The sequence below is a fragment of the Denitromonas ohlonensis genome, assembly GCF_007625205.1.
Classification (GTDB): domain Bacteria; phylum Pseudomonadota; class Gammaproteobacteria; order Burkholderiales; family Rhodocyclaceae; genus Nitrogeniibacter; species Nitrogeniibacter ohlonensis.
In genome coordinates this window covers 17,238-35,466 of sequence record NZ_VMNI01000021.1, presented here as the reverse complement: position 1 = coordinate 35,466, position 18,229 = coordinate 17,238, and the positions used below count along the sequence as shown (strand labels likewise).

General features: G+C 57.1%; 18 protein-coding genes. 14 read left to right on the top strand and 4 right to left on the bottom strand.

From position 1 onward, the window contains the following. Positions 1-178: 178 nt before the first annotated feature. The 3 genes from FHP89_RS18575 to FHP89_RS18565 all read left to right on the top strand — a co-directional run bounded on the left by FHP89_RS18575 (position 179) and on the right by FHP89_RS18565 (position 1,676). Positions 179-721, top strand: a complete 543-nt coding sequence (locus tag FHP89_RS18575) for a hypothetical protein (protein WP_144179434.1) — start codon at positions 179-181, stop codon at positions 719-721. A 99-nt stretch (positions 722-820) separates the two neighbouring features. Continuing rightward, on the top strand, positions 821-1,030 hold the full coding sequence (locus FHP89_RS18570; protein WP_144179433.1) for a helix-turn-helix domain-containing protein: 210 nt from the start codon (positions 821-823) through the stop codon (positions 1,028-1,030). Between the two features lie 106 nt (positions 1,031-1,136). Continuing rightward, positions 1,137-1,676, top strand: a complete 540-nt coding sequence (locus FHP89_RS18565; protein WP_144179432.1) for a hypothetical protein — start codon at positions 1,137-1,139, stop codon at positions 1,674-1,676. A 132-nt stretch (positions 1,677-1,808) separates the two neighbouring features. Here the strand turns inward: FHP89_RS18565 and FHP89_RS18560 are convergent, their stop codons facing one another. After that, a complete protein-coding gene (locus FHP89_RS18560; protein ID WP_144179431.1) occupies positions 1,809-2,201 on the bottom strand; it encodes an XRE family transcriptional regulator in 393 nt (130 codons plus the stop codon). A gap of 544 nt (positions 2,202-2,745) precedes the next feature. Here FHP89_RS18560 and FHP89_RS18555 point away from each other — a divergent pair. The 4 genes from FHP89_RS18555 to hsdR are packed head-to-tail and all read left to right on the top strand — an operon-like array spanning position 2,746 to position 8,803. Then, on the top strand, positions 2,746-4,200 hold the full coding sequence (locus FHP89_RS18555) for a class I SAM-dependent DNA methyltransferase (protein WP_144179430.1): 1,455 nt from the start codon (positions 2,746-2,748) through the stop codon (positions 4,198-4,200). Beyond that, positions 4,197-5,381 carry a restriction endonuclease subunit S gene (locus FHP89_RS18550; protein WP_144179429.1) on the top strand — a complete coding sequence of 395 codons (1,185 nt, stop codon included), beginning with the start codon at positions 4,197-4,199 and terminating at the stop codon, positions 5,379-5,381. Before FHP89_RS18555 ends, FHP89_RS18550 begins: the two co-directional genes overlap by 4 nt. A 25-nt stretch (positions 5,382-5,406) precedes the next feature. Continuing rightward, positions 5,407-6,402 carry a virulence protein RhuM/Fic/DOC family protein gene (rhuM, locus tag FHP89_RS18545; protein ID WP_144179428.1) on the top strand — a complete coding sequence of 332 codons (996 nt, stop codon included), beginning with the start codon at positions 5,407-5,409 and terminating at the stop codon, positions 6,400-6,402. Further along, a complete protein-coding gene (hsdR, locus tag FHP89_RS18540) occupies positions 6,395-8,803 on the top strand; it encodes an EcoAI/FtnUII family type I restriction enzme subunit R (protein ID WP_144179427.1) in 2,409 nt (802 codons plus the stop codon). Before rhuM ends, hsdR begins: the two co-directional genes overlap by 8 nt. On the opposite strand, the gene FHP89_RS18535 is transcribed toward hsdR, so the two are convergent. Then, a complete protein-coding gene (locus FHP89_RS18535; RefSeq protein ID WP_144179426.1) occupies positions 8,795-9,859 on the bottom strand; it encodes a hypothetical protein in 1,065 nt (354 codons plus the stop codon). The two genes, hsdR and FHP89_RS18535, sit on opposite strands and share 9 nt — an antisense overlap. Here FHP89_RS18535 and FHP89_RS18530 point away from each other — a divergent pair. Next, entirely contained in the window at positions 9,839-10,816 is a 978-nt protein-coding gene (locus FHP89_RS18530; protein WP_144179425.1) for a competence protein CoiA family protein, read from the top strand. The two genes, FHP89_RS18535 and FHP89_RS18530, sit on opposite strands and share 21 nt — an antisense overlap. A gap of 55 nt (positions 10,817-10,871) precedes the next feature. Here the strand turns inward: FHP89_RS18530 and FHP89_RS18525 are convergent, their stop codons facing one another. Further along, positions 10,872-12,224: a tyrosine-type recombinase/integrase gene (locus tag FHP89_RS18525; protein ID WP_144179424.1), complete on the bottom strand. Its 1,353-nt coding sequence runs from the start codon at positions 12,222-12,224 to the stop codon at positions 10,872-10,874. 306 nt (positions 12,225-12,530) lie between these two features. Between FHP89_RS18525 and FHP89_RS18520 the strand changes: the two genes are divergently transcribed. Beyond that, positions 12,531-13,925, top strand: a complete 1,395-nt coding sequence (locus FHP89_RS18520) for a site-specific integrase (protein ID WP_144179423.1) — start codon at positions 12,531-12,533, stop codon at positions 13,923-13,925. 546 nt (positions 13,926-14,471) lie between these two features. Next, a complete protein-coding gene (locus tag FHP89_RS18515) occupies positions 14,472-14,969 on the top strand; it encodes a hypothetical protein (protein ID WP_144179422.1) in 498 nt (165 codons plus the stop codon). Positions 14,970-15,128: 159 nt separating this feature from the next. Here the strand turns inward: FHP89_RS18515 and FHP89_RS18510 are convergent, their stop codons facing one another. Next, positions 15,129-15,707, bottom strand: coding sequence for a recombinase family protein (locus tag FHP89_RS18510; protein ID WP_144179421.1), 579 nt, complete (start codon positions 15,705-15,707; stop codon positions 15,129-15,131). A gap of 233 nt (positions 15,708-15,940) precedes the next feature. Between FHP89_RS18510 and FHP89_RS18505 the strand changes: the two genes are divergently transcribed. The 4 genes from FHP89_RS18505 (at position 15,941) to FHP89_RS18495 (ending at position 17,992) form a co-directional block, all read left to right on the top strand. Beyond that, positions 15,941-16,471 (top strand): hypothetical protein, encoded by a 531-nt coding sequence (locus FHP89_RS18505; protein WP_144179420.1) that lies wholly within the window; start codon positions 15,941-15,943, stop codon positions 16,469-16,471. Next, positions 16,468-16,818 (top strand): hypothetical protein, encoded by a 351-nt coding sequence (locus tag FHP89_RS18500; RefSeq protein ID WP_144179419.1) that lies wholly within the window; start codon positions 16,468-16,470, stop codon positions 16,816-16,818. Before FHP89_RS18505 ends, FHP89_RS18500 begins: the two co-directional genes overlap by 4 nt. 50 nt (positions 16,819-16,868) lie before the next feature. Continuing rightward, a complete protein-coding gene (locus FHP89_RS21005; RefSeq protein ID WP_186300385.1) occupies positions 16,869-17,039 on the top strand; it encodes a hypothetical protein in 171 nt (56 codons plus the stop codon). Between the two features lie 128 nt (positions 17,040-17,167). Beyond that, positions 17,168-17,992 (top strand): hypothetical protein, encoded by an 825-nt coding sequence (locus FHP89_RS18495; RefSeq protein ID WP_144179418.1) that lies wholly within the window; start codon positions 17,168-17,170, stop codon positions 17,990-17,992. Positions 17,993-18,229: the final 237 nt, after the last annotated feature.

Sequence of the window (18,229 nt, the reverse complement as noted above, 5' to 3'; positions counted from 1 at the left end):
GCCCGCCTCCATTGAGTTTTACCTCACGGACGACGACGAGTTCCATGGCGACTTCCGGCTTCACAAGCACTGGAGCCCCTTCGAAGCGGCGTGCCTCATTCGGGGCTACAAGCCGGGTCCAATCGTGGCCGGGATCGCCCGTGTCGGAGTCGTGTCTCAGCATCAGATCGACAACGACATGATCGACCACTTCAATGCTAACGACCCGGCGACAGCAGACGATCTATTAAACTTGTCGTTAGCAATAGTAAATAACAATAACAACGCCGAAAAAGTCGACGCATCGGCGATCCTTAAATGGGCAGACGAGGAAAGGGTCTTGGATCGCACTACCCGACGTCATCACTTCGCCAATTCTGCGGCGACATTCGACCAAGCCGATCCAAGCACAAACGCCAACGACGCAAGCAGCCCGAACGCGGCCCCCCAAGCTGACGCGCGAGGCAAACACCACGAAGAGAAGCGCTTAGCCCTCCTTGGTTGGGCGATCCAAGAGCTTGCAAGGTGCGTTGACGACGCCTCGATTCCACAACTAACCCGAAGCGGCAACCTCAACTGCGAAGCCCTGACAAGTCACCTAGATGGCCTCAGAGATGCCTGCGGCTTCCCACCCGAAACCGCCCGCGGATTCTCTCGCCAGAACCTTCTCGCAACCATTCGAGAAGCCGTGAGCGCCGCAAAAACCGCGAAAGAGCAAATAGAAAGTAGCGACAAGAATTAAGTCACTGCTGACAAGACTCTTGTCGGCACGACTCAGCGACAGAAAATCGAGATATTCGCCCCACCGTCAATTCGACGGCATAAAAAAGGAGCACTCGATATGTCAGCACAAATCATTCAACTACCACAACTCATCAGCCGCGACGACGCTGCCGCCGCATTGGGTATCCGCCCCCAGACCCTCGCCTGCTGGGCGTGCAACGGACGTTACGACCTGCCTTTCGTAAAGATCGGTCGCCGCGTCATGTACCGACTTTCGGACATCGAGGCGTTCATTGAGGCCAACCTGATCCGCCAGGAGGCTGCATGATGACCTTCACATTCAGTCTTCGCTCAGCCGTCGCCCGAACGCACGGCACGACCATCACCCACGGAGCCCCTCAACGCAACGCAGCTTTCTCGGTGGGGGGCTGATCATGGCGAAAAAACTCATCAAGCACAAAAACCGTCGCCCGACAGGCCCCTTCTCTGCCCTGCCCTTCGCAGTTCAGGATTCACCCAATTTTTGTGCACTGTCGGCCTACGGCGTCAAGCTGTTGATCAACCTATTTGGTCAGTACCGAGGTGCCAACAACGGTGACCTGTGCGCGGCATGGTCGATTATGCAGCCCAAAGGGTGGCGCTCAAAGGCAACGCTTAGCAAAGCGCTCAAGGAGCTGCGGCACTACGGATTCATCGTAGTGACCCGGCAAGGGGGTCGAAAGCTCGCGACGCTGTACGCGGTCACCTGGCTAGGCATTGACGAGTGTTCGGGCAAGCTGGATGTTAGCAGCAGCCCCACAGCGCTTCGAACATGGAGCACCACGAAAGCACCCTTCAGCACCAAAATGACCGCGCCAGAGAACGATGAAGACGAACCTCTCAGCAGAAGTGGAAAAGTCGTTTCTTTGCCCCTACCACGAGGGCACGTTGGTACACCTGCTGGGTCAGAAGTACCGATTCGCACTGCTGCTTGATACAGATGGCGGGTCAAAAACGACCCTTTCAAGGGAAATCTCTGACCCGCCATCTGTACTCCTTTATAGAATCTACCATAGGGGGTGCGGCTGAATCAGCCGCACCCCCTTACGCTTACAGCCACAGAACCGCTACGCGAAAGCGACCGCCACCGCCCTCTTTCCGTCAAAAACAATGACCGGCGGATCAGCGTCATCGGTGCAGCGACGAAACGACTCGATCATCAACCGCTCCCGCTCGGTCAGAATCGGCGAACCAAGACAACGCTCGATCGCGTTGTAGGTCTCAGCACAGTACTCAGACAGCGCGAGCCGCAGCAGGTAGGCCGGATCAACCCCCAATGCAGTCGCCATCGGCCCCACCGTCGTCATCGGGAGCTTGGTTGCCCCGGTCTTGAACATCGTGATGATGTTGGGGTTTTCGTAGCCGATCTCTGTGGCGATCTCTTTCTGTGTCTTGTGCGACGCTTCAATCGTGCGGGTCAAGAATTTTGCGATGGTGATCTTCTTGTTCGGGCTTGTCACATACACCTCCTGTCGGTCTGTGTTGGTCGTCATCACCAAGCGGTGACACAGCAGCAAGTATCGAGATCACAGCACGGCCCGAACACCGCCCAGCGTCATACGCTGAATCGATACGACATGTCACCAAAGCGCCTACAAGATGCACCCGATAATCGCGGTTTTGACGCAAATCACTATTCGCCCGAACAACCGCCCCGCGACAGCGCCTGTATATCGAGCATCCCGGGAAGGTGGATGTCTTAGAAATGGCGCGACACCCCGTAGGCCACCGTTCCATCGTCATCGGGCTTGTCACTGTCGGTCCTTATAGTTCTGCGACCTCTTCGACCCTGCGATGACGGGGTTCTAGCCCGCTCATCTACTGAGCCGCCAGAGCGTCGCCACGGGCACTAAACCTGATTCACGTAGGGTCGTAGCAAATTCCCTTGCGGCGTGCACCACGGGGCGTTTGAGGGCCGCCATGCGACGCTTCCGAAGGGGAGTACTCGGAGGGCGTTCTCTCAGTGATACCCTTACGCCCGAACTCAATCACACGCGGCCCTACATGTTCGAACTCGCCTTCAAAAACATCGATGACGTCCTCTGGAAAGAGGCCGGCTGCACCACCGAACTCGACTACACCGAACAGACCTCCTGGCTGCTGTTTCTCAAGTACCTCGACGGGCTTGAGCAAGACAAAGCGGCCGAAGCCGCGCTTGAGGGCAAGACCTACGCTTTCCTGCTTGAAGCGCCCTACCGCTGGGAAAGCTGGGCAGCCCCCAAAACCGCAAGCGGCGCGCTCGACCACAACACCGCGCTGACCGGCGACGACCTGCGCGACTTTGTCGACCGCAAGCTCTTCCCCTACCTGCACGGCTTCAAGCAGAAGGCGAGCGGCCCGAACACGCTCGAATACAAAATCGGCGAAATCTTCGGCGAGATCAAAAACAAGATTCACAGCGGCTACAACCTGCGCGAAATCATCGACCACATCGACGCCCTACGCTTTCGCTCGCAGACCGAAAAGCACGAGCTGTCGCACCTCTACGAAGCAAAGATCAAAAACATGGGCAACGCGGGGCGCAACGGGGGCGAGTACTACACCCCACGCCCGCTCATTCGCGCGATGGTGCAAGTCATCAAACCCACCATCGGCGAACGCATCTACGACGGTGCTTGCGGGTCAGCGGGCTTTCTGTGCGAAGCCTTCGACTACATGAAGGGCTTCTCGGGGCTTACCACCAGCAACTTCAACACCCTGCAAACCCGCACCTTCTACGGCAAAGAGAAGAAATCGCTCGCGTACGTCATCGCGATCATGAACATGATCCTGCACGGCATCGAAGCCCCCAACATTGCCCACACCAACACCCTCGCCGAGAACCTTGCCGACATTCAAGACAAGGATCGCATGGATGTGATCCTCGCCAACCCACCCTTCGGCGGCAAAGAGCGCAAAGAAGTGCAGCAGAACTTCCCGATCCGCACCAGCGAAACGGCATTCCTGTTTCTGCAACACTTCATCAAGATGCTCAAAGCGGGTGGTCGGGCGGGCGTCGTCATCAAGAACACCTTTCTGTCGAACACCGACAACGCGTCAGTCTCCCTACGCAAGCTGCTACTTGAATCGTGCAACCTGCACACCATTCTCGACTGCCCGGGCGGCACCTTTCAGGGCGCGGGCGTCAAAACCGTGGTGCTCTTCTTCGAGAAGGGCGCCCCCACGCGCACGACCTGGTACTACCAGCTCGACCCCGGTCGCAACATGGGCAAGACCAACCCGCTCAACGACGGCGATCTCGCCGAGTTTGTAAAACTGCAAAAAACGCAGGCAGCGTCGGACAAAAGCTGGCGCGTCGATGCGGCGGCCATCGACACCGCGACCTACGACCTGTCGGTGAAGAACCCCAACGGCGGCGAGGAAGTCATTCACCGCAGCCCGCAGGACATCATGGACGAGATCTCCGCGCTGGATGCCGAGAGCGCCGAGGTGCTGGCGAAGATCAGGGCATTGCTATGAAGGCGAGGTGGCAAACAAAGCCGTTCGGCGAAGTTCTGCAAAAAACAGAAACGGTCAATCCACAGCAGTCGCCACAGAGGGAATTCGAATACATCGACGTTTCAAGCGTTTCAAATGCAACGTTTCAGATTGGGGCGACTCAACGCCTCATGGGAAAGGACGCGCCGAGCAGGGCGCGAAAGCTAGTGAGGGCGAACGACGTTCTTTTTGCGACCATTCGCCCCACACTGCAACGGATCGCCGTTGTCCCGGAGTGGCTCGATGGGCAAGTCTGTAGCACAGGCTACTTTGTGCTTCGACCAAGGCCGGAAATCAACCATCGCTACTTGTTCTACTCGCTATTCACCAAGAACTTTACGAGGCAGATGGAGAGCCTCCAGAAGGGTGCGAGTTATCCTGCGGTTACAGATGGTGACGTGAAGGCACAGATCATTTCGTTTCCCTCGCTCTCCGAACAGCACCGCATCGTCGCCCTCCTCGACAAAGCCTTCGACGGCATCGCCACCGCCAAAGCCAACGCCGAAAAGAATCTCCAGAACGCCCGCGCCTTGTTTGAAAGCCACCTGCAATCCGTTTTCACGGAGCGGGGTGAGGGGTGGGTGGAGAAACCGCTGGGCGCCGTGTGCGAGGTCAAAGATGGAACGCATGATTCCCCGAAATATGTGGATGAGGGCATTCCATTCGTAACGCAAAAGAACATCCGCGAAGATGGCCTCTCATTGGAAAAGACAAAATTTATCCTGCAAGAAGATCACGACAACTTCTATCGAAGGTCGAACGCTGCCTGTGGAGATATTTTGATTTCTATGATCGGTGCAAACCGTGGCATGGCCTGCATTGTTGATGAAGAGCAAATTTTCAGCATCAAGAACGTCGGTCTAGTGAAGCAGAATCCGGCAGTTGATCAGCGGTTTCTGCTCTATTTCCTGAAATCCCCGCAGGCTGCAAGGCATGTTCAGTCGGTATCAAAGGGGGGGGCGCAGGAGTTTGTTGGGCTGACTGAGTTACGAAAGTTTCCGGTTCCGGTCCCTTCGTTGGAACTCCAGAATCTACTGGGAGAACGGTTTCAATCGTTGCGAGACGAAACCCAACGCCTCGAATCCCTCTACCGTCAAAAGCTTGCTGCCCTCGACGATCTGAAAAAATCCCTGCTGCATCAAGCGTTCTCGGGTCAGTTATGATGCGCTCTTGACGACGGAAGCGATCATGGACGCGAGCGGCAGCAACGACATTCTGATCTACAAGGCGGAAGACGGCGCGCCCGTGACCGAGGTGCGGCTGGCCGGCGAGACGGTATGGCTGCGTCAGGAGCAGATGGCCGAGCTGTTTGGGCGTGAGCGCTCGGTGATTACGCGTCATGTGGGCAACGTGTTCAAGGAAGGCGAGCTGGACGCAGAAAGCAATGTGCAACATCTGCACATTGCTGGGTCTGACAAGCCGGTGAAGTTTTACAACCTCGACGTGATCATCTCGGTCGGTTACCGGGTGAAGTCGCAACAGGGCACCCGCTTTCGTCAGTGGGCGACGCGCACCCTGCGCGACCATCTGACGCAGGGTTACACGCTCAACCGCAAGCGACTCGAAACCAACGCCCGCGAACTCGAAGCCGCGCTGCAACTGGTGAAGCGGGCTGCGCAGAGCCCTGAGCTGCTGAACGACACCGGGCGCGGGTTGATCGACATTGTCACCCGCTACGCACAGACCTTTTTGCTGCTGCAACGCTACGACGAGGGCTTGCTGACCGAACCGCCCGAGCAGCGCGGCGGCACGCTGCCCACCGCTGACGACGCCCGCGCAGCGCTCGCACAGCTCAAGACCGAGCTGATCGCCCGGGGCGAGGCCACCGACCTGTTTGCCCGCGAACGCGACGACGCGCTGGGCGCCCTGCTGGGCAACCTCGATCAGTCGGTGTTCGGGGAACCCGCGTACCAGAGCATCGAGTCGAAAGCGGCCCACCTGCTGTATTTCGTGATCAAGAACCACCCCTTCAGCGACGGCAACAAGCGCAGCGCTGCGTTTTTGTTTGTCGATTTTCTGAACCGCAACGCTCGGCTACTCGACGCACAGGGCAACCCGGTAATCAACGACATCGGGCTGGCAGCGCTGGCCCTGCTGGTGGCGGAATCTGACCCCGCGAACAAAGACACCATGATCCGGCTGGTGATGAACATGCTCGCACCGGGCGAGGCACGACATGAATGAAGCGGAAACCCGCGCAGAGCGCATCGACCCCGCACTCGCAGCAGCGGGTTGGGGCGTTGTTGAGGGGAGCCGCGTACGGCGCGAATACCCCATTACGCTCGGGCGGATCGAGGGGCGAGGCAAGCGCGGCAAAGCCCTGACCGCTGACTATGTGCTGGAGTACCGCAACACCAAGCTGGCAGTGCTCGAAGCGAAAGCGTGGGACAAAGCGCTGACCGAGGGCGTGGGGCAAGCGAAAGAATACGCGGGCAAACTCGCGACCCGCTTTACCTACGCAAGCAACGGTCAGGGCATTTACGAGATCGACATGCACACCGGGGCAGAGGGCGAGGTCGCACACTACCCCTCCCCCGATGCCCTGTGGGCGCGCTGCTTTGCGACCCAGAACCTGTGGCGCGACCGCTTCGCGAACGTGCCCTTCGAAGACCGGGGCGGGTATTTTCAGGGGCGCTACTATCAAGACATCGCAATCGAGCGAGTGCTCGCGGCACTGAGCGCAAATCAGTCGCGCATCTTGCTGACCCTCGCAACCGGCACCGGCAAGACCTTCATCGCGTTTCAGATCGCATGGAAGCTGTTTCAGAGTCGCTGGAACCTGAGCGACTGGAAACGCGACAGCGAACCCACGCGACGCCCGCGCATTCTGTTTCTCGCTGATCGCAACATTCTTGCGAACCAAGCGTTCAACGCGTTCTCGGCCTTCCCCGATGATGCGCTGGTACGCATCGACCCCGCTGACATTCGCAAGAAGGGCAAAGTCCCGAAAAACGGCAGCGTGTTCTTCACGATTTTTCAGACCTTCATGAGCGGACCGGGGGACACCCCGTATTTTGGCGACTACCCGCCCGATTTCTTCGACTTCATCGTCATCGACGAATGTCACCGGGGCGGCGCAAACGACGAAAGCAACTGGCGCGGCATTCTCGACTACTTTGCCCCAGCGGTGCAGCTGGGACTGACTGCGACGCCCAAGCGACGCGACAACGTCGACACCTACGCATACTTCGGTGAACCGGTCTTCATCTACTCGCTGAAAGACGGTATCAACGACGGGTATCTGACCCCCTTCAGGGTCAGACAAATCGCGACGACACTCGACGACTATGTGTACACCGCTGACGACACGGTGATCGAGGGCGAGGTCGAGGCCGGCAAGCGCTACGAAGAAGCGGATTTCAACAAGATCATCGAAATCAAAGCGCGGGAACAGAAGCGGGTCGAAATCTTCATGTCACAGATCAACCAGCGCGAGAAGACGCTGGTGTTCTGCGCAACTCAAGACCACGCCCTCGCGGTGCGCGACCTCATCAACCAGATCAAGACCAGCACCGACCCCAGCTATTGTCAGCGCGTGACAGCAAACGACGGGGCGCTGGGCGAGCAGCATCTACGACACTTTCAAGACAACGAAAAGAGTGTGCCGACCATTCTGACCACCTCGCAGAAGCTCTCGACCGGGGTCGATGCCCGCAACGTACGCAACATCGTGCTGATGCGTCCAGTGAACTCGATGATCGAGTTCAAGCAGATCATCGGGCGAGGCACCCGACTCTACGACGGCAAAGACTACTTCACGATCTACGATTTCGTGAAAGCACATCACCACTTCAGCGACCCCGAATGGGACGGGGAACCGCTTGAACCCGAAACCTGCTCACAGTGCGGCAACACCCCATGCACTTGCACCAAACCCACGCAACCCGACCCCTGCCCCGTGTGCGGCAAACAACCCTGCGGGTGCGACAAAGAGACAGCGCCCTGCGAAAAATGCGGGAACCGCCCGTGCACCTGCAAGAAAAAAGCGAAGATCAAGCTGGCCGACGGCAAGGAACGGCAGATTCAGCACATGACCTCGACCAGCTTCTGGCACCCCGACGGCACCCCGATGTCTGCCCAGCAATTCATGGAAGCGCTGTTCGGCAAGTTGCCCGAATTCTTTCGCGACGAAGATGAGCTGCGCGCCCTGTGGAGCGCCCCCGACACCCGCAAACGACTACTTGAAGGGCTGGCGGAAAAAGGCTTCGGCAGAGACCAGCTGGCTGAAATGCAGAAGATCATCAACGCTGAGAACTGCGACCTGTTCGACGTGCTCGCACACGTCGCATATGCCGAAACGCCCGTAACCCGCGAAGACCGCGCCGCCCACGCCTCAGCAACGATCGGCAGCAAGTACAACAGCAAGCAGCAAGACTTCCTCGATTTCGTCTTGTCGCACTACATCAGCGTCGGTGTTGATGAACTCGATCAGACCAAGCTAACCCCGCTGCTCCGGCTGAAATACCACGACTCAATCGCTGACGCAGTCGCTGACCTGGGCGCACCCGACGAGATCGGCCGGGTGTTCTCGGGTTTTCAAAAACACCTCTATACGCGACCGGGAAGCACCCCCGCATCACCGTAAATAACGGCCGTTGCGGGTGACGTGATCGAACGAATAAACATGCTCATCGGGCGCATGTTCGCACCGCCCGACAAGTCGCCCCCAGAACTCAAAGCCGCCGGACTTTGCCGACACCCGCCCACCACAAAGCGGACACTGTGTCGTGTAGCGAACCGCCTTGATCATTTTCTGCGAATACCGAGGCGGATAGCGGCGCTCAAGCAAGCGATCATCATCATCCGACTGCATCCACCAAGGCGCTATGACGATGTTGTGCTTCCCAAGCAATAGTAGGGAGCCAACTACAGACCACGTCGCCAAAAACGCCACGACCATAGACAAAACTGCCGTAAGAGGCGTTTTACCCCCAATAGTCGCAGCGGTCGCCATCCAATAAAGTACATCGATCGTAGCGAGCCAACACAGCAACATGGGGCCGCCTAACAATCCCATGTAGACCCACCGTCGCCAACCTTTCAGGTGGTATCCACGGGCGAACATCCGCGCCAAAACTCCCGCCTCTTCAATATCCTCTGAAATATACCGGACCTGCACGCCTCCGCTTCCAGATGCTGCACTCTCTACCAACGCGGTAGCAGCGGGCAGAACCGCATCACGCGAAGACCACTCGACACGATAGCGAGACGGCCGACCAGCCCCGCCCCCTTCCGTCTTACCCAGACGCGGAACCCAAGAGGCCCCCGCATCAGCGAGGCGCTGGATAATTCCTTCTTCTTTCGCCTCCCACGTCGCCAGCAGCTTGTTCCAGTATCGACGCACGTCATCCGACATCTGGTTCTTGTCATCACCACTTGACCAAGGCCGCCCCCGAAGCCGTCCGACCTCTTCGACGATGTCGTGCGAGGGAAAACCATCGTCAATTTGATCAGGGTGAGACATCGACAACACGCAGATTGCTCGTAGCAGCAGCACATCGAGTCGATCACTCTCCTTCCAGCCGGCAACTATTTCTTCCAATAATTCAAATGGTTGAGACACGTCAAACCCCGTTTTAACCCCGTTCTCCCCCTGTTTTTGAGCTAAGGGATCGGAAAAATGGACGGCGGAACCACCCATCGAATTGGAGATTTACAAATGGAAAAGCCGAGTTTGCTTCAGTCGTTTGCCATAGACAAGGGTATGCGCGTTCGCTCTGTTGATGAGGTCGCCCGCGGTCTGGCGTGCGACTGCGTCTGCCCGGAGTGCGGCGAGCCTGTACTAGCCCGACAGGGTGACGTTCGAGAATGGCATTTCGCTCACGCCTCAGGGGCAGACTGCGAAGGTGGTGCTGAAACTGCCCTGCACCGTGCAGCAAAACAGATCGTTCTTGAGAACGGAGGGCTGTCAGTACCGGAAATGTGCGCAAAGGCGACAGTAGAACTCCCGGACGGGCGCTCAGCAACGGCCGAAGCACTCCGCCCTCATACGTGGCTGGACATCGACTCGGCCGAAGCAGAGAAGAGCATTGGAAAAATACGTCCTGACATTGTCGCAACGGTAGGCAACGCACTGCTATTTGTCGAAATCGCGGTGACCCATTTCGTCGACTCAAACAAAGCCCGCACAATCGATGAAATGGGCGTCGCCACACTGGAGATCAACCTCGCTGACTTTCAGCACACACGATGGGACTGGCCCCAACTGACTAAAGCGATCATTGATGACATCGCAAACAAGCAATGGATTCGGGTGCTCGACGAACTGACGCTTCGACAGGAAGCACACACTAAGGCGATGCTTGCAGCACTCTCAGCCCCCATGCCGCAAGAAGCGCCGTGCGTGAACCTCCCCGCGCCCCGCATGCGGTTCAGGATTCAGCAACGAATGGTTGATGTGATTGAGCGACCGTTTGGGTTGGCCGTCTGGTCACCTTACGACCCCGCACTCAATACGGTACTCAGCTCGTTGGTGCGCATGTTAGGGGGCCGGTGGCAACCAAAGTTCAAGAACTGGCTTGTCCCCCTGAACGCCAAGAGCCACCTCCTCTCAGCACTTCAAGACCTGTCAGGGACACCCCCGACGCAAGTTGGGTAGGGAAGCCAGCAGCATGCCTTTGCAGCGCCCCTGAGGACCGAGCACGGCGGACGCGTTAGTCCGTCGATGCTCCACAAAAATCAACAACCCCACCCGCCTTAAGCATCGCAGCGGTAGCCTTTTCGACCGACGCCCGAACGGGATCAAGGTCGAGTCTGGCGTAGATTGCCGTCGCTTGGGGGCTCTTGTGATTCAGGCTCTTCCCGATGATGGGCAGCGACGCCCCGGTCTTCGCCTGCCAACTGCCAAGGGTTCTTCGCAGGTCATGGATACGGACATCGTGGATACGAACACCGTCGATCTTTATACCCAGTCCCTTCGCCATCTCACGCGCCCGCTGCACCCGAGCTTCCAGCGACTCGAAAACTTCGCCGCCCGTCTTGGCGTTGCATTTCGGGCCGAACGTTCGCCCCGTCTCGGCAATCATGATCGTAAGCATCGAGATTTCATCTCGGTCGAAAATCCGCTTCCAGCCTTTCTTCGGCTCCACCAAATGTCCGCTACTTCCGCCCTGACCGGGAAAGACAAACTCAGTTCCAGCCCCTACAGCACTCTGCCGGCGACCCAAAACAGCCATCACCTCATCGCCCAATGGAACGTTCTGCGGGTCACCATTCTTCGTATGGGAAATCCGCCAGACTCGGTCACTGAAGTTGATCTCCCCCCACCGCATTGCAAGGACGTTCGCTCGGCGCGCACCCGTCAGCAGCGACACGAGAAAATAGTCTCGTACCGTGTCGTTGGCCTCTGCCATCAATGCGGCAAAAAAGCGGGGCAACTCGTCAGCCTGAAAAAAACGATCTCTGCTCACCTTCTTACGAGCCTTGGTCGCACTGACAGGGTTGGTCTCAGCGTACCCCCACTCGATCCCCTTCGCGAAAATGGTCGATGCCAGCGCGCGGATGTTGTTGATTGTCGCGTTGGCCTTCCCCGCTTGCTCTGTGTCCGACAATATGCGGCTAACCATTGCGGGGGTGATTTCACTCAGCCTGCGCGCCCCGAGGGGCCGATCCAGATAGGCTCGATAACGCTGCAGATCAGCAGCCCATGCGCGTTTTTTCTTTCCGTGACGCTCAGCAAACTCCCCAAAAAGCTCGCGAAACGTGAGCTCAGACCGAAGCGCCTTGCGCACCTCGCCAGGGTTGCCACCCTCCGCGATTTTGCCAATGGTCTCAGCGGTTTTCCGCCGCGCCTGCTCAATCGTCATCTCGGGGTAACGGGCCAGCGTGATCCGATTCATGCCGCCGTCTCTGATGCGCTTCAGCACACAGAAAGTCTTCACGCCCGTTGAGGTCACACGTAGCCGCAAAGACGGCTGCTTGGCATCACAGTACTCGTCACGCAGCCCCTTGCTCGGCAGGGGAAGCGCATCGAGCTTAGCCTTGGTGAAGTTGATCGTTTCTGCCATTTTGAACCTCCCAAATTTTCGACCCCGGGTAGCGCCGGGGTAGCACAGGGGTAGCAGAATAGATCAAATTTGATCAACACCAACCCACAGATGAAGGCTGAATTATACATTAAAATGGTTTAAAAACATCTAGTTATATACCACCATCAACCTCGGTAGATATGCAGACCCTAGAATTCATAACCCATAGGTCGGCGGTTCGATTCCGCCCATCACCACCACCAGACACCGAAGCCGTTGATCCGCAAGGTTCAGCGGCTTTTTCACGTCGAAAGCCGCACCGGGTGTGACACAAAGGTGTGACACATGGCCGGAAACTACCTCATCAAGTCACGGCATGGAACCATGCTCTACTTCCGGCGACGCGTGCCGGATGACCTTCGCCACGCAATAGGCAAGCCCTACCTCGTCAAAAGTCTCGGCACCGGGTTGCGGCGGGAGGCTATCATGCTCGCCCGCGCCTACGCTGCCCACACCGACAATCTGTTCCTACGACTCCGCGCCATGCCTCAAGATTTCGATTCAGACACGATCAAGATTGATTTCGGCTTCAAGATTGACCTGAACGAGTTCGGGAAGGTCACGTCAATCAGCGTCACCGACGCCAAACCCGACGACCGAGACGCGGTGAATTCGGTCATCGCGACCGCCCTGCAAAACTTGCCCACAGCGCCTACGCCCACGCCTACGCCCACACCGCAGTCGAAGGGCGGCAAGACCATTTCCGACGTATGGGACGGCTACAAGGCCGATAAAATCGCGACAAGCGCGTGGAAAGATGGCGAGAATACCGCCAAATACGACCACTGGCCGCACGTGCGAACTCTGATTGAGGTTGTCGGCGACAGACCCATCGCCGACATCACCGCCGACGACATCAACGAATTCCAAACCCATGTGCTGAACGCCCCTAACGGGGGCGCGCCAAACAACCGCAAGAAACGCCTAGGTCGCGCGGGCGCGTTATTCAAATGGGCGAAGAAAAAACGCATCACAGGGGATAACTTTGACGATCTGTTCCAGTACCCCGGAAAGATCGAAAAAAACCGCTATGTCATGTTCAACCTTGCTGACCTCAAATCGTTGTTTGAGTCGGAAACGTACCGCCAGCAACTGTTTAGCACTCCGTCCGAATACTGGTTGCCGATTCTCGGTTTGCACACCGGGGCGCGGCTGAACGAGCTATGCCAACTCACGAAGACAGATGTCGGGGAGCATGACGGCATCCCGACAATCAGCATTCTTGATGAGGACGGCAAGCGGCTAAAAAACACAGCATCACGACGCATCGTTCCGATACACAGTAAGTTGATCGAACTAGGTTTTCTCGAATACGTTGCCACAATCAACGATGGCCGAATATTCCCCGAGCTGCCAGAAGACCCGGCAAGGCCGGGCAACTTCAGCGCGAAGCCATCCGAGGCATTCACCGCATACCGTAGAGGGTGCGGAGTGGGCGAGCTAGAAGTTCGCAGTCGCAAGGTATTCCACAGCTTCCGTTCAACGCTGATTTCCGCACTGCGCAAGGCTCACGTACCGAAAGACAGGCGAACCAGACTCGCGGGTCATGAGTATGAAGACGCACATGACCGGAACTACGATGGCGGTGATGCGCTGACTATGTTCGACTTCGCCACACTGAAGGCGGACATCGAGATGGCGAAATTCGATGTTGAATTTTCACTGCCAGCAGGTCGGTGACACGACCATGACCAAGGGCAATTTCAGAACCCCAGACGGCCGAGTGCCGTACCTGAACAAAGATCTCGATCGTTGAGACACTCCGTCAGCAACCTCATTCGCCACCGCAACCAAGGCCGGTTCAGCTTGGCGCTGGCACATCGGTAACGCGGTGGGAAACCGTCGTGCTCGAAAATGGGTGGAGGTGGAGCTTGATGAATATTATTGCGGTACGAATCACCCTCAAACACATCAGAACGCTCGTATGCAGTTTTAGCTCTCGTTAGCACGTGGAGAGTAGCTTTACCGCAAAAAGCCCGCCAGCGGTCTATAAACGGATTTTGAGGGCTTTCTCCAAACAGGGTGATGCTAAAGGCTTCCCGCCTCGCTTCGCACCTAGGTTCTCTATTACCCATGCCGCGCCAAGCGTTTGACTTCGCGGGAAAATCGCCATACCCTCCGCAATCACTGCACTTCAATCAACCTGGGCTCAATTAAGTGAAACTCCGCATAATCGCTTTGGCTCTGCTTGTATCAAGTGCCGCCGCTTGGTCAAATGAAAGTCAGATGAAGGAAGATCATGAGGTTTTTAACTCCTTGTTCATTGCTGCCGTCGATGTATATGGCCCATTGTTGGAGCGGTGCAATAGAACTGCCGACCGCGAGAAGATTTTTGAAGCGGTTCAGTACGTGTACGACGGATTTCACAAGCTACATAAGACATTTCCAGTAACCGCAAAACCCTTGAACGAGTATCTAGCCTCGCGGCTGCAACACCACTGCGGCATGGTAGGATGCGATAGCCCGCACGGGGATGAATGCACGAAAAAATATCCGGACGGATCAGACCCAGCAATGACGTTATTCGATTATCGAGTCAACGAAGTCAAGGAACGACTGAAGGCCGCTGGCTTTAGCGCCAATTTGAAAACTTCGCGCCCGATCGCCCCGAAAGCTATATCGTGTGCCTATTCCGCCCAACACTACCAAGACGCATATGAAAGGGCCGGGCGAGTTTCAGATCTAGTCTGCTTTCAGAAAGCACTTCAGAGAGAACTCCAATAATCAGATCTACGAATTCTGGATGTCTGATAACTAGCCGCTTCTGTGACTTGACCGACTCACCAGCAAGAGCGCCCCTGAATTAGAGGCGGTGCTGTCTAATAGCGCTGCAACTGGCTCAGCAACCATTGCCACCCAGTGCGGACATTGCCCCAAGCTGGCTCAGCCAGTGCAGTACCGCTTAATAGTGCTAACCGAGAGATCGAAGAACTCGGCAGTCGTTGCGATGCTGGCGCTGTTTTCGATGCGCCAGTTCTTGACTTGATTCGCATCCCCGGCGAATCGTCGGCCCAATCCGGCCTTCCCCCGGTGCGTCTTGCCTGTTGTCGCCAATGCAGCACGCGCTGCGACACGACCAGCGTTGCACCGCTCCTTGATGCGGTGTCGCTCCATGTCGGCAACCTGGGCCAACACGGCCAAAATCAGCTCCCCCACACCGCGCCCGATCACCCCGAGACCGTGCACATCGACGCTCACGCCCTTATCAAGCAGGACGCGAACGGTTGATTGAACATCAAGCGCATCACGCCCAAGGCGGTCGACGGCGTACACGAAAACCGTATCGCCCTCTCGAACGAACTTCAACAGATCGGAGAAGCCGGAACGTTTAGCGGCCGGAATCGACCCGCTAACGCCCTCGTCGGCGAACTCTTTATCGAACGACCCACCAAGTGCAGCGCGTTGTGCCTCGACGGCCTGATCGATGGTGGAAACCCGAAAATACGCGATACGTGCGGACATGGTTTTTTCCTTTCTGAAGTGGCTCACAACCTACCCGGCCGTGATGCACCTAGCTCATAACGTTCTTTCGTACCTTGTGAGCTAGGCAAATACCCTGCTTTCCGACTGGCTCACAACTTACAACTTATGAGCATAGTAACGGACGCCGTCTAACGAGTCAAATGCTAGACAACATGACTTTACAATGACTCGATAAAATGATATAGTACGTCATCATTTCAATAGGGGCAGCAATGAAAGAGCAGACCATCCACAACACCCGTGCAGCAGCAGAATATCTGCACGAGCAAATCCCCGATGAGACGGTTGAGCACTGGCAGCAGGCGTTGATAAACAACCGTCGCACCGACCGCAACCCACCACATCGGATAGGCTTCACCATGATTGGACGCGGCGCTTTTTACACACTTGAAGAGTTGGCGCGGTTCGTGGAGTTCGAGAAGGGGCGCAAACTCGGGACGATGAAATTGTCTCCCAGAGCGATGGAGGCACTTCGTGCAGTCGGTTTCAATGAGCGCGGCGGAAGCAGCACCGGCCGGCGTTTCGACGTAACCGCCATCAGCCGGCAGCACGACGAAGCCACGGGCGAGATATTCATTCAGTTGATCGTGAACAACCCGCACCTGCTGGTGTATCGCCTCCCGCCCGAGCAAGCGCTTGAAATCGCTCAGCAGCTTATCGCCGAGTGCGGCGGCACTCCGAAGCCGGACAGTTACCAGACCGTCACGGAAAATGCCGACGTTCTTGTAAAGGGGAAGGTGTGACAGCGCCAACGAAGGTTTACACCCCAGGCGAAACCGCAACAGTCCTGACAAGCAAGCTGGGCACGTTGCGAAGCTGGGAGCGCTTTCTAGCGCATTGCATCCAGGGCACGGAGGGCGGACCGGGTAAGCTGGGCGGGCTTGTTCTGCTGCCGTGCGGATACGACCAGCGCGGCAGCAAGCGCCACCCGCGCTATTCCGGCGAAGACATCGCCGCATTCATCGCCGCAGTCTGGAGACTCAACCCTGCGACACGCGGACCGCATAAACCCGGCCGCTACACGACGACCGACACGAACGACGGTAAGCCATGGCAAATGCGCCCGCTGGCAAAGAAAATCACGCACTAGCACCCGACCGGGCGGCGGTTCCGCCCCATCAACCACAAGGAAAAGCAACAATGCAGAACATCGGCATGCAACAGACAGCGGACTACCTCGAAGCCGCGACAATCGAAGCAACGACCAACGCCGGGCACGCGGTCATTCACGTCGGCACAAACGCAGCAGGCAACCGGTTTGCGCTGGTCAATGATTGCTTCGGCCATACGACACTGACCGAAGCCGCATAACAGGGGCACCGGGAAAGGGAATCAGCTTTTCCCGGTGCCCCTGGCGCTCAGTCACGACTGACTGTTGATCGAAGAAAAACAAAGCCGCCAGCGGGCATAGACCACGCGGCGGCAAATGGTTATAACGAATGAATAATAACACCAAACTGTACAGTTATTGCAGACTTTGCGACATTATCGCCGACGATGGCGACAACTTATCCAGCAAGACGGCCACACTCTCGGGACTCACAAGGCGTGATCTTGACCGCCGCGCGCTGGCTGCGAAGATCGGCGTACAGGTTGCATCAGAAACTGGAGGCAAGGTGCCCCATCCGATCCGGCTCGACCTGTGGCTGATCAACCTGGAGTACACGCAACGAGGTATCCCGCCTGTGTTTCGCAATTTGCCCGATCTCAACGACGACGACCCCGCTCAAGTCGCGGACCTGTTTGCGATTGATCTAGCGTGGCTGGCGGCGCGCTACCCCTGCCATAGTCCGCTGTTCAAGCGATGGCAAGGCGTTTTCAAGGCAGCATCCCTTCTCAGCACCGCCGACTACATCGCAGAGAATCACCCCCGCCGCGAACCGCATTGGTTTTGCAAAGGACTCGCGCTAACCGACGATCAGGAGCGCGAGCTACACATCATCAAGCACGACCGCCACCGTCGAGAACTCGACCGCCTAACCGATCAGCGCGAAGAGGTCCGTATCAGGCTTGCGGCTGCCTACCACGGTCGAGATGACCGTTACAAGACTGACGACCATATAGCGACCATCGCCCGGCGCGTGGCGGTGTGGTTCTGTGGCTCGCTGGCGGGTTGGAAGAAACCGCAACGAATCGCAGACCTGTTACTTGCCTACACCGGAGACGCCATCAGCCGCCAGCTTGCCGCGAAGATTGTTGCTCAGGTTCATCGAGACATTCCCGAGTCCAAACCCCGCACAAGACGCAGCATCAGAAAAATCTAATAAATCATGTATAGGTACTCGCCTCACAGACGAAGTCTGTGCATCAAACAACATAGCCGAAACCATTGCAAACACAGGCGATTAAGGGGTGACAGACTAGAGCAACTTAAGGGGTGACAAGCAACCTGCGTCCGTCACCCCTTAAATTGCATTTATCATTGGATATTGCACCCCTCAAGATGCCGTTATCCGCCAGAGGTGGCCTACGAGACACCACCACGACGCGACCGTGAACAT

Coding starts and splice junctions, on each gene's coding strand:
- FHP89_RS18550 (WP_144179429.1), top strand. CDS start 4,197: ATGAAGGCGAGGTGGCAAACAAAGCCGTTCGGCGAAGTTCTGCAAAAA.
- FHP89_RS18505 (WP_144179420.1), top strand. CDS start 15,941: ATGAAAGAGCAGACCATCCACAACACCCGTGCAGCAGCAGAATATCTG.
- FHP89_RS21005 (WP_186300385.1), top strand. CDS start 16,869: ATGCAGAACATCGGCATGCAACAGACAGCGGACTACCTCGAAGCCGCG.
- FHP89_RS18495 (WP_144179418.1), top strand. CDS start 17,168: ATGAATAATAACACCAAACTGTACAGTTATTGCAGACTTTGCGACATT.
- FHP89_RS18565 (WP_144179432.1), top strand. CDS start 1,137: ATGGCGAAAAAACTCATCAAGCACAAAAACCGTCGCCCGACAGGCCCC.
- hsdR (WP_144179427.1), top strand. CDS start 6,395: ATGAATGAAGCGGAAACCCGCGCAGAGCGCATCGACCCCGCACTCGCA.
- FHP89_RS18530 (WP_144179425.1), top strand. CDS start 9,839: ATGGACGGCGGAACCACCCATCGAATTGGAGATTTACAAATGGAAAAG.
- FHP89_RS18570 (WP_144179433.1), top strand. CDS start 821: ATGTCAGCACAAATCATTCAACTACCACAACTCATCAGCCGCGACGAC.
- FHP89_RS18520 (WP_144179423.1), top strand. CDS start 12,531: ATGGCCGGAAACTACCTCATCAAGTCACGGCATGGAACCATGCTCTAC.
- FHP89_RS18555 (WP_144179430.1), top strand. CDS start 2,746: ATGTTCGAACTCGCCTTCAAAAACATCGATGACGTCCTCTGGAAAGAG.
- FHP89_RS18535 (WP_144179426.1), bottom strand. CDS start 9,859: ATGGGTGGTTCCGCCGTCCATTTTTCCGATCCCTTAGCTCAAAAACAG.
- rhuM (WP_144179428.1), top strand. CDS start 5,407: ATGGACGCGAGCGGCAGCAACGACATTCTGATCTACAAGGCGGAAGAC.
- FHP89_RS18515 (WP_144179422.1), top strand. CDS start 14,472: ATGAAGGAAGATCATGAGGTTTTTAACTCCTTGTTCATTGCTGCCGTC.
- FHP89_RS18525 (WP_144179424.1), bottom strand. CDS start 12,224: ATGGCAGAAACGATCAACTTCACCAAGGCTAAGCTCGATGCGCTTCCC.
- FHP89_RS18575 (WP_144179434.1), top strand. CDS start 179: ATGATCGACCACTTCAATGCTAACGACCCGGCGACAGCAGACGATCTA.
- FHP89_RS18510 (WP_144179421.1), bottom strand. CDS start 15,707: ATGTCCGCACGTATCGCGTATTTTCGGGTTTCCACCATCGATCAGGCC.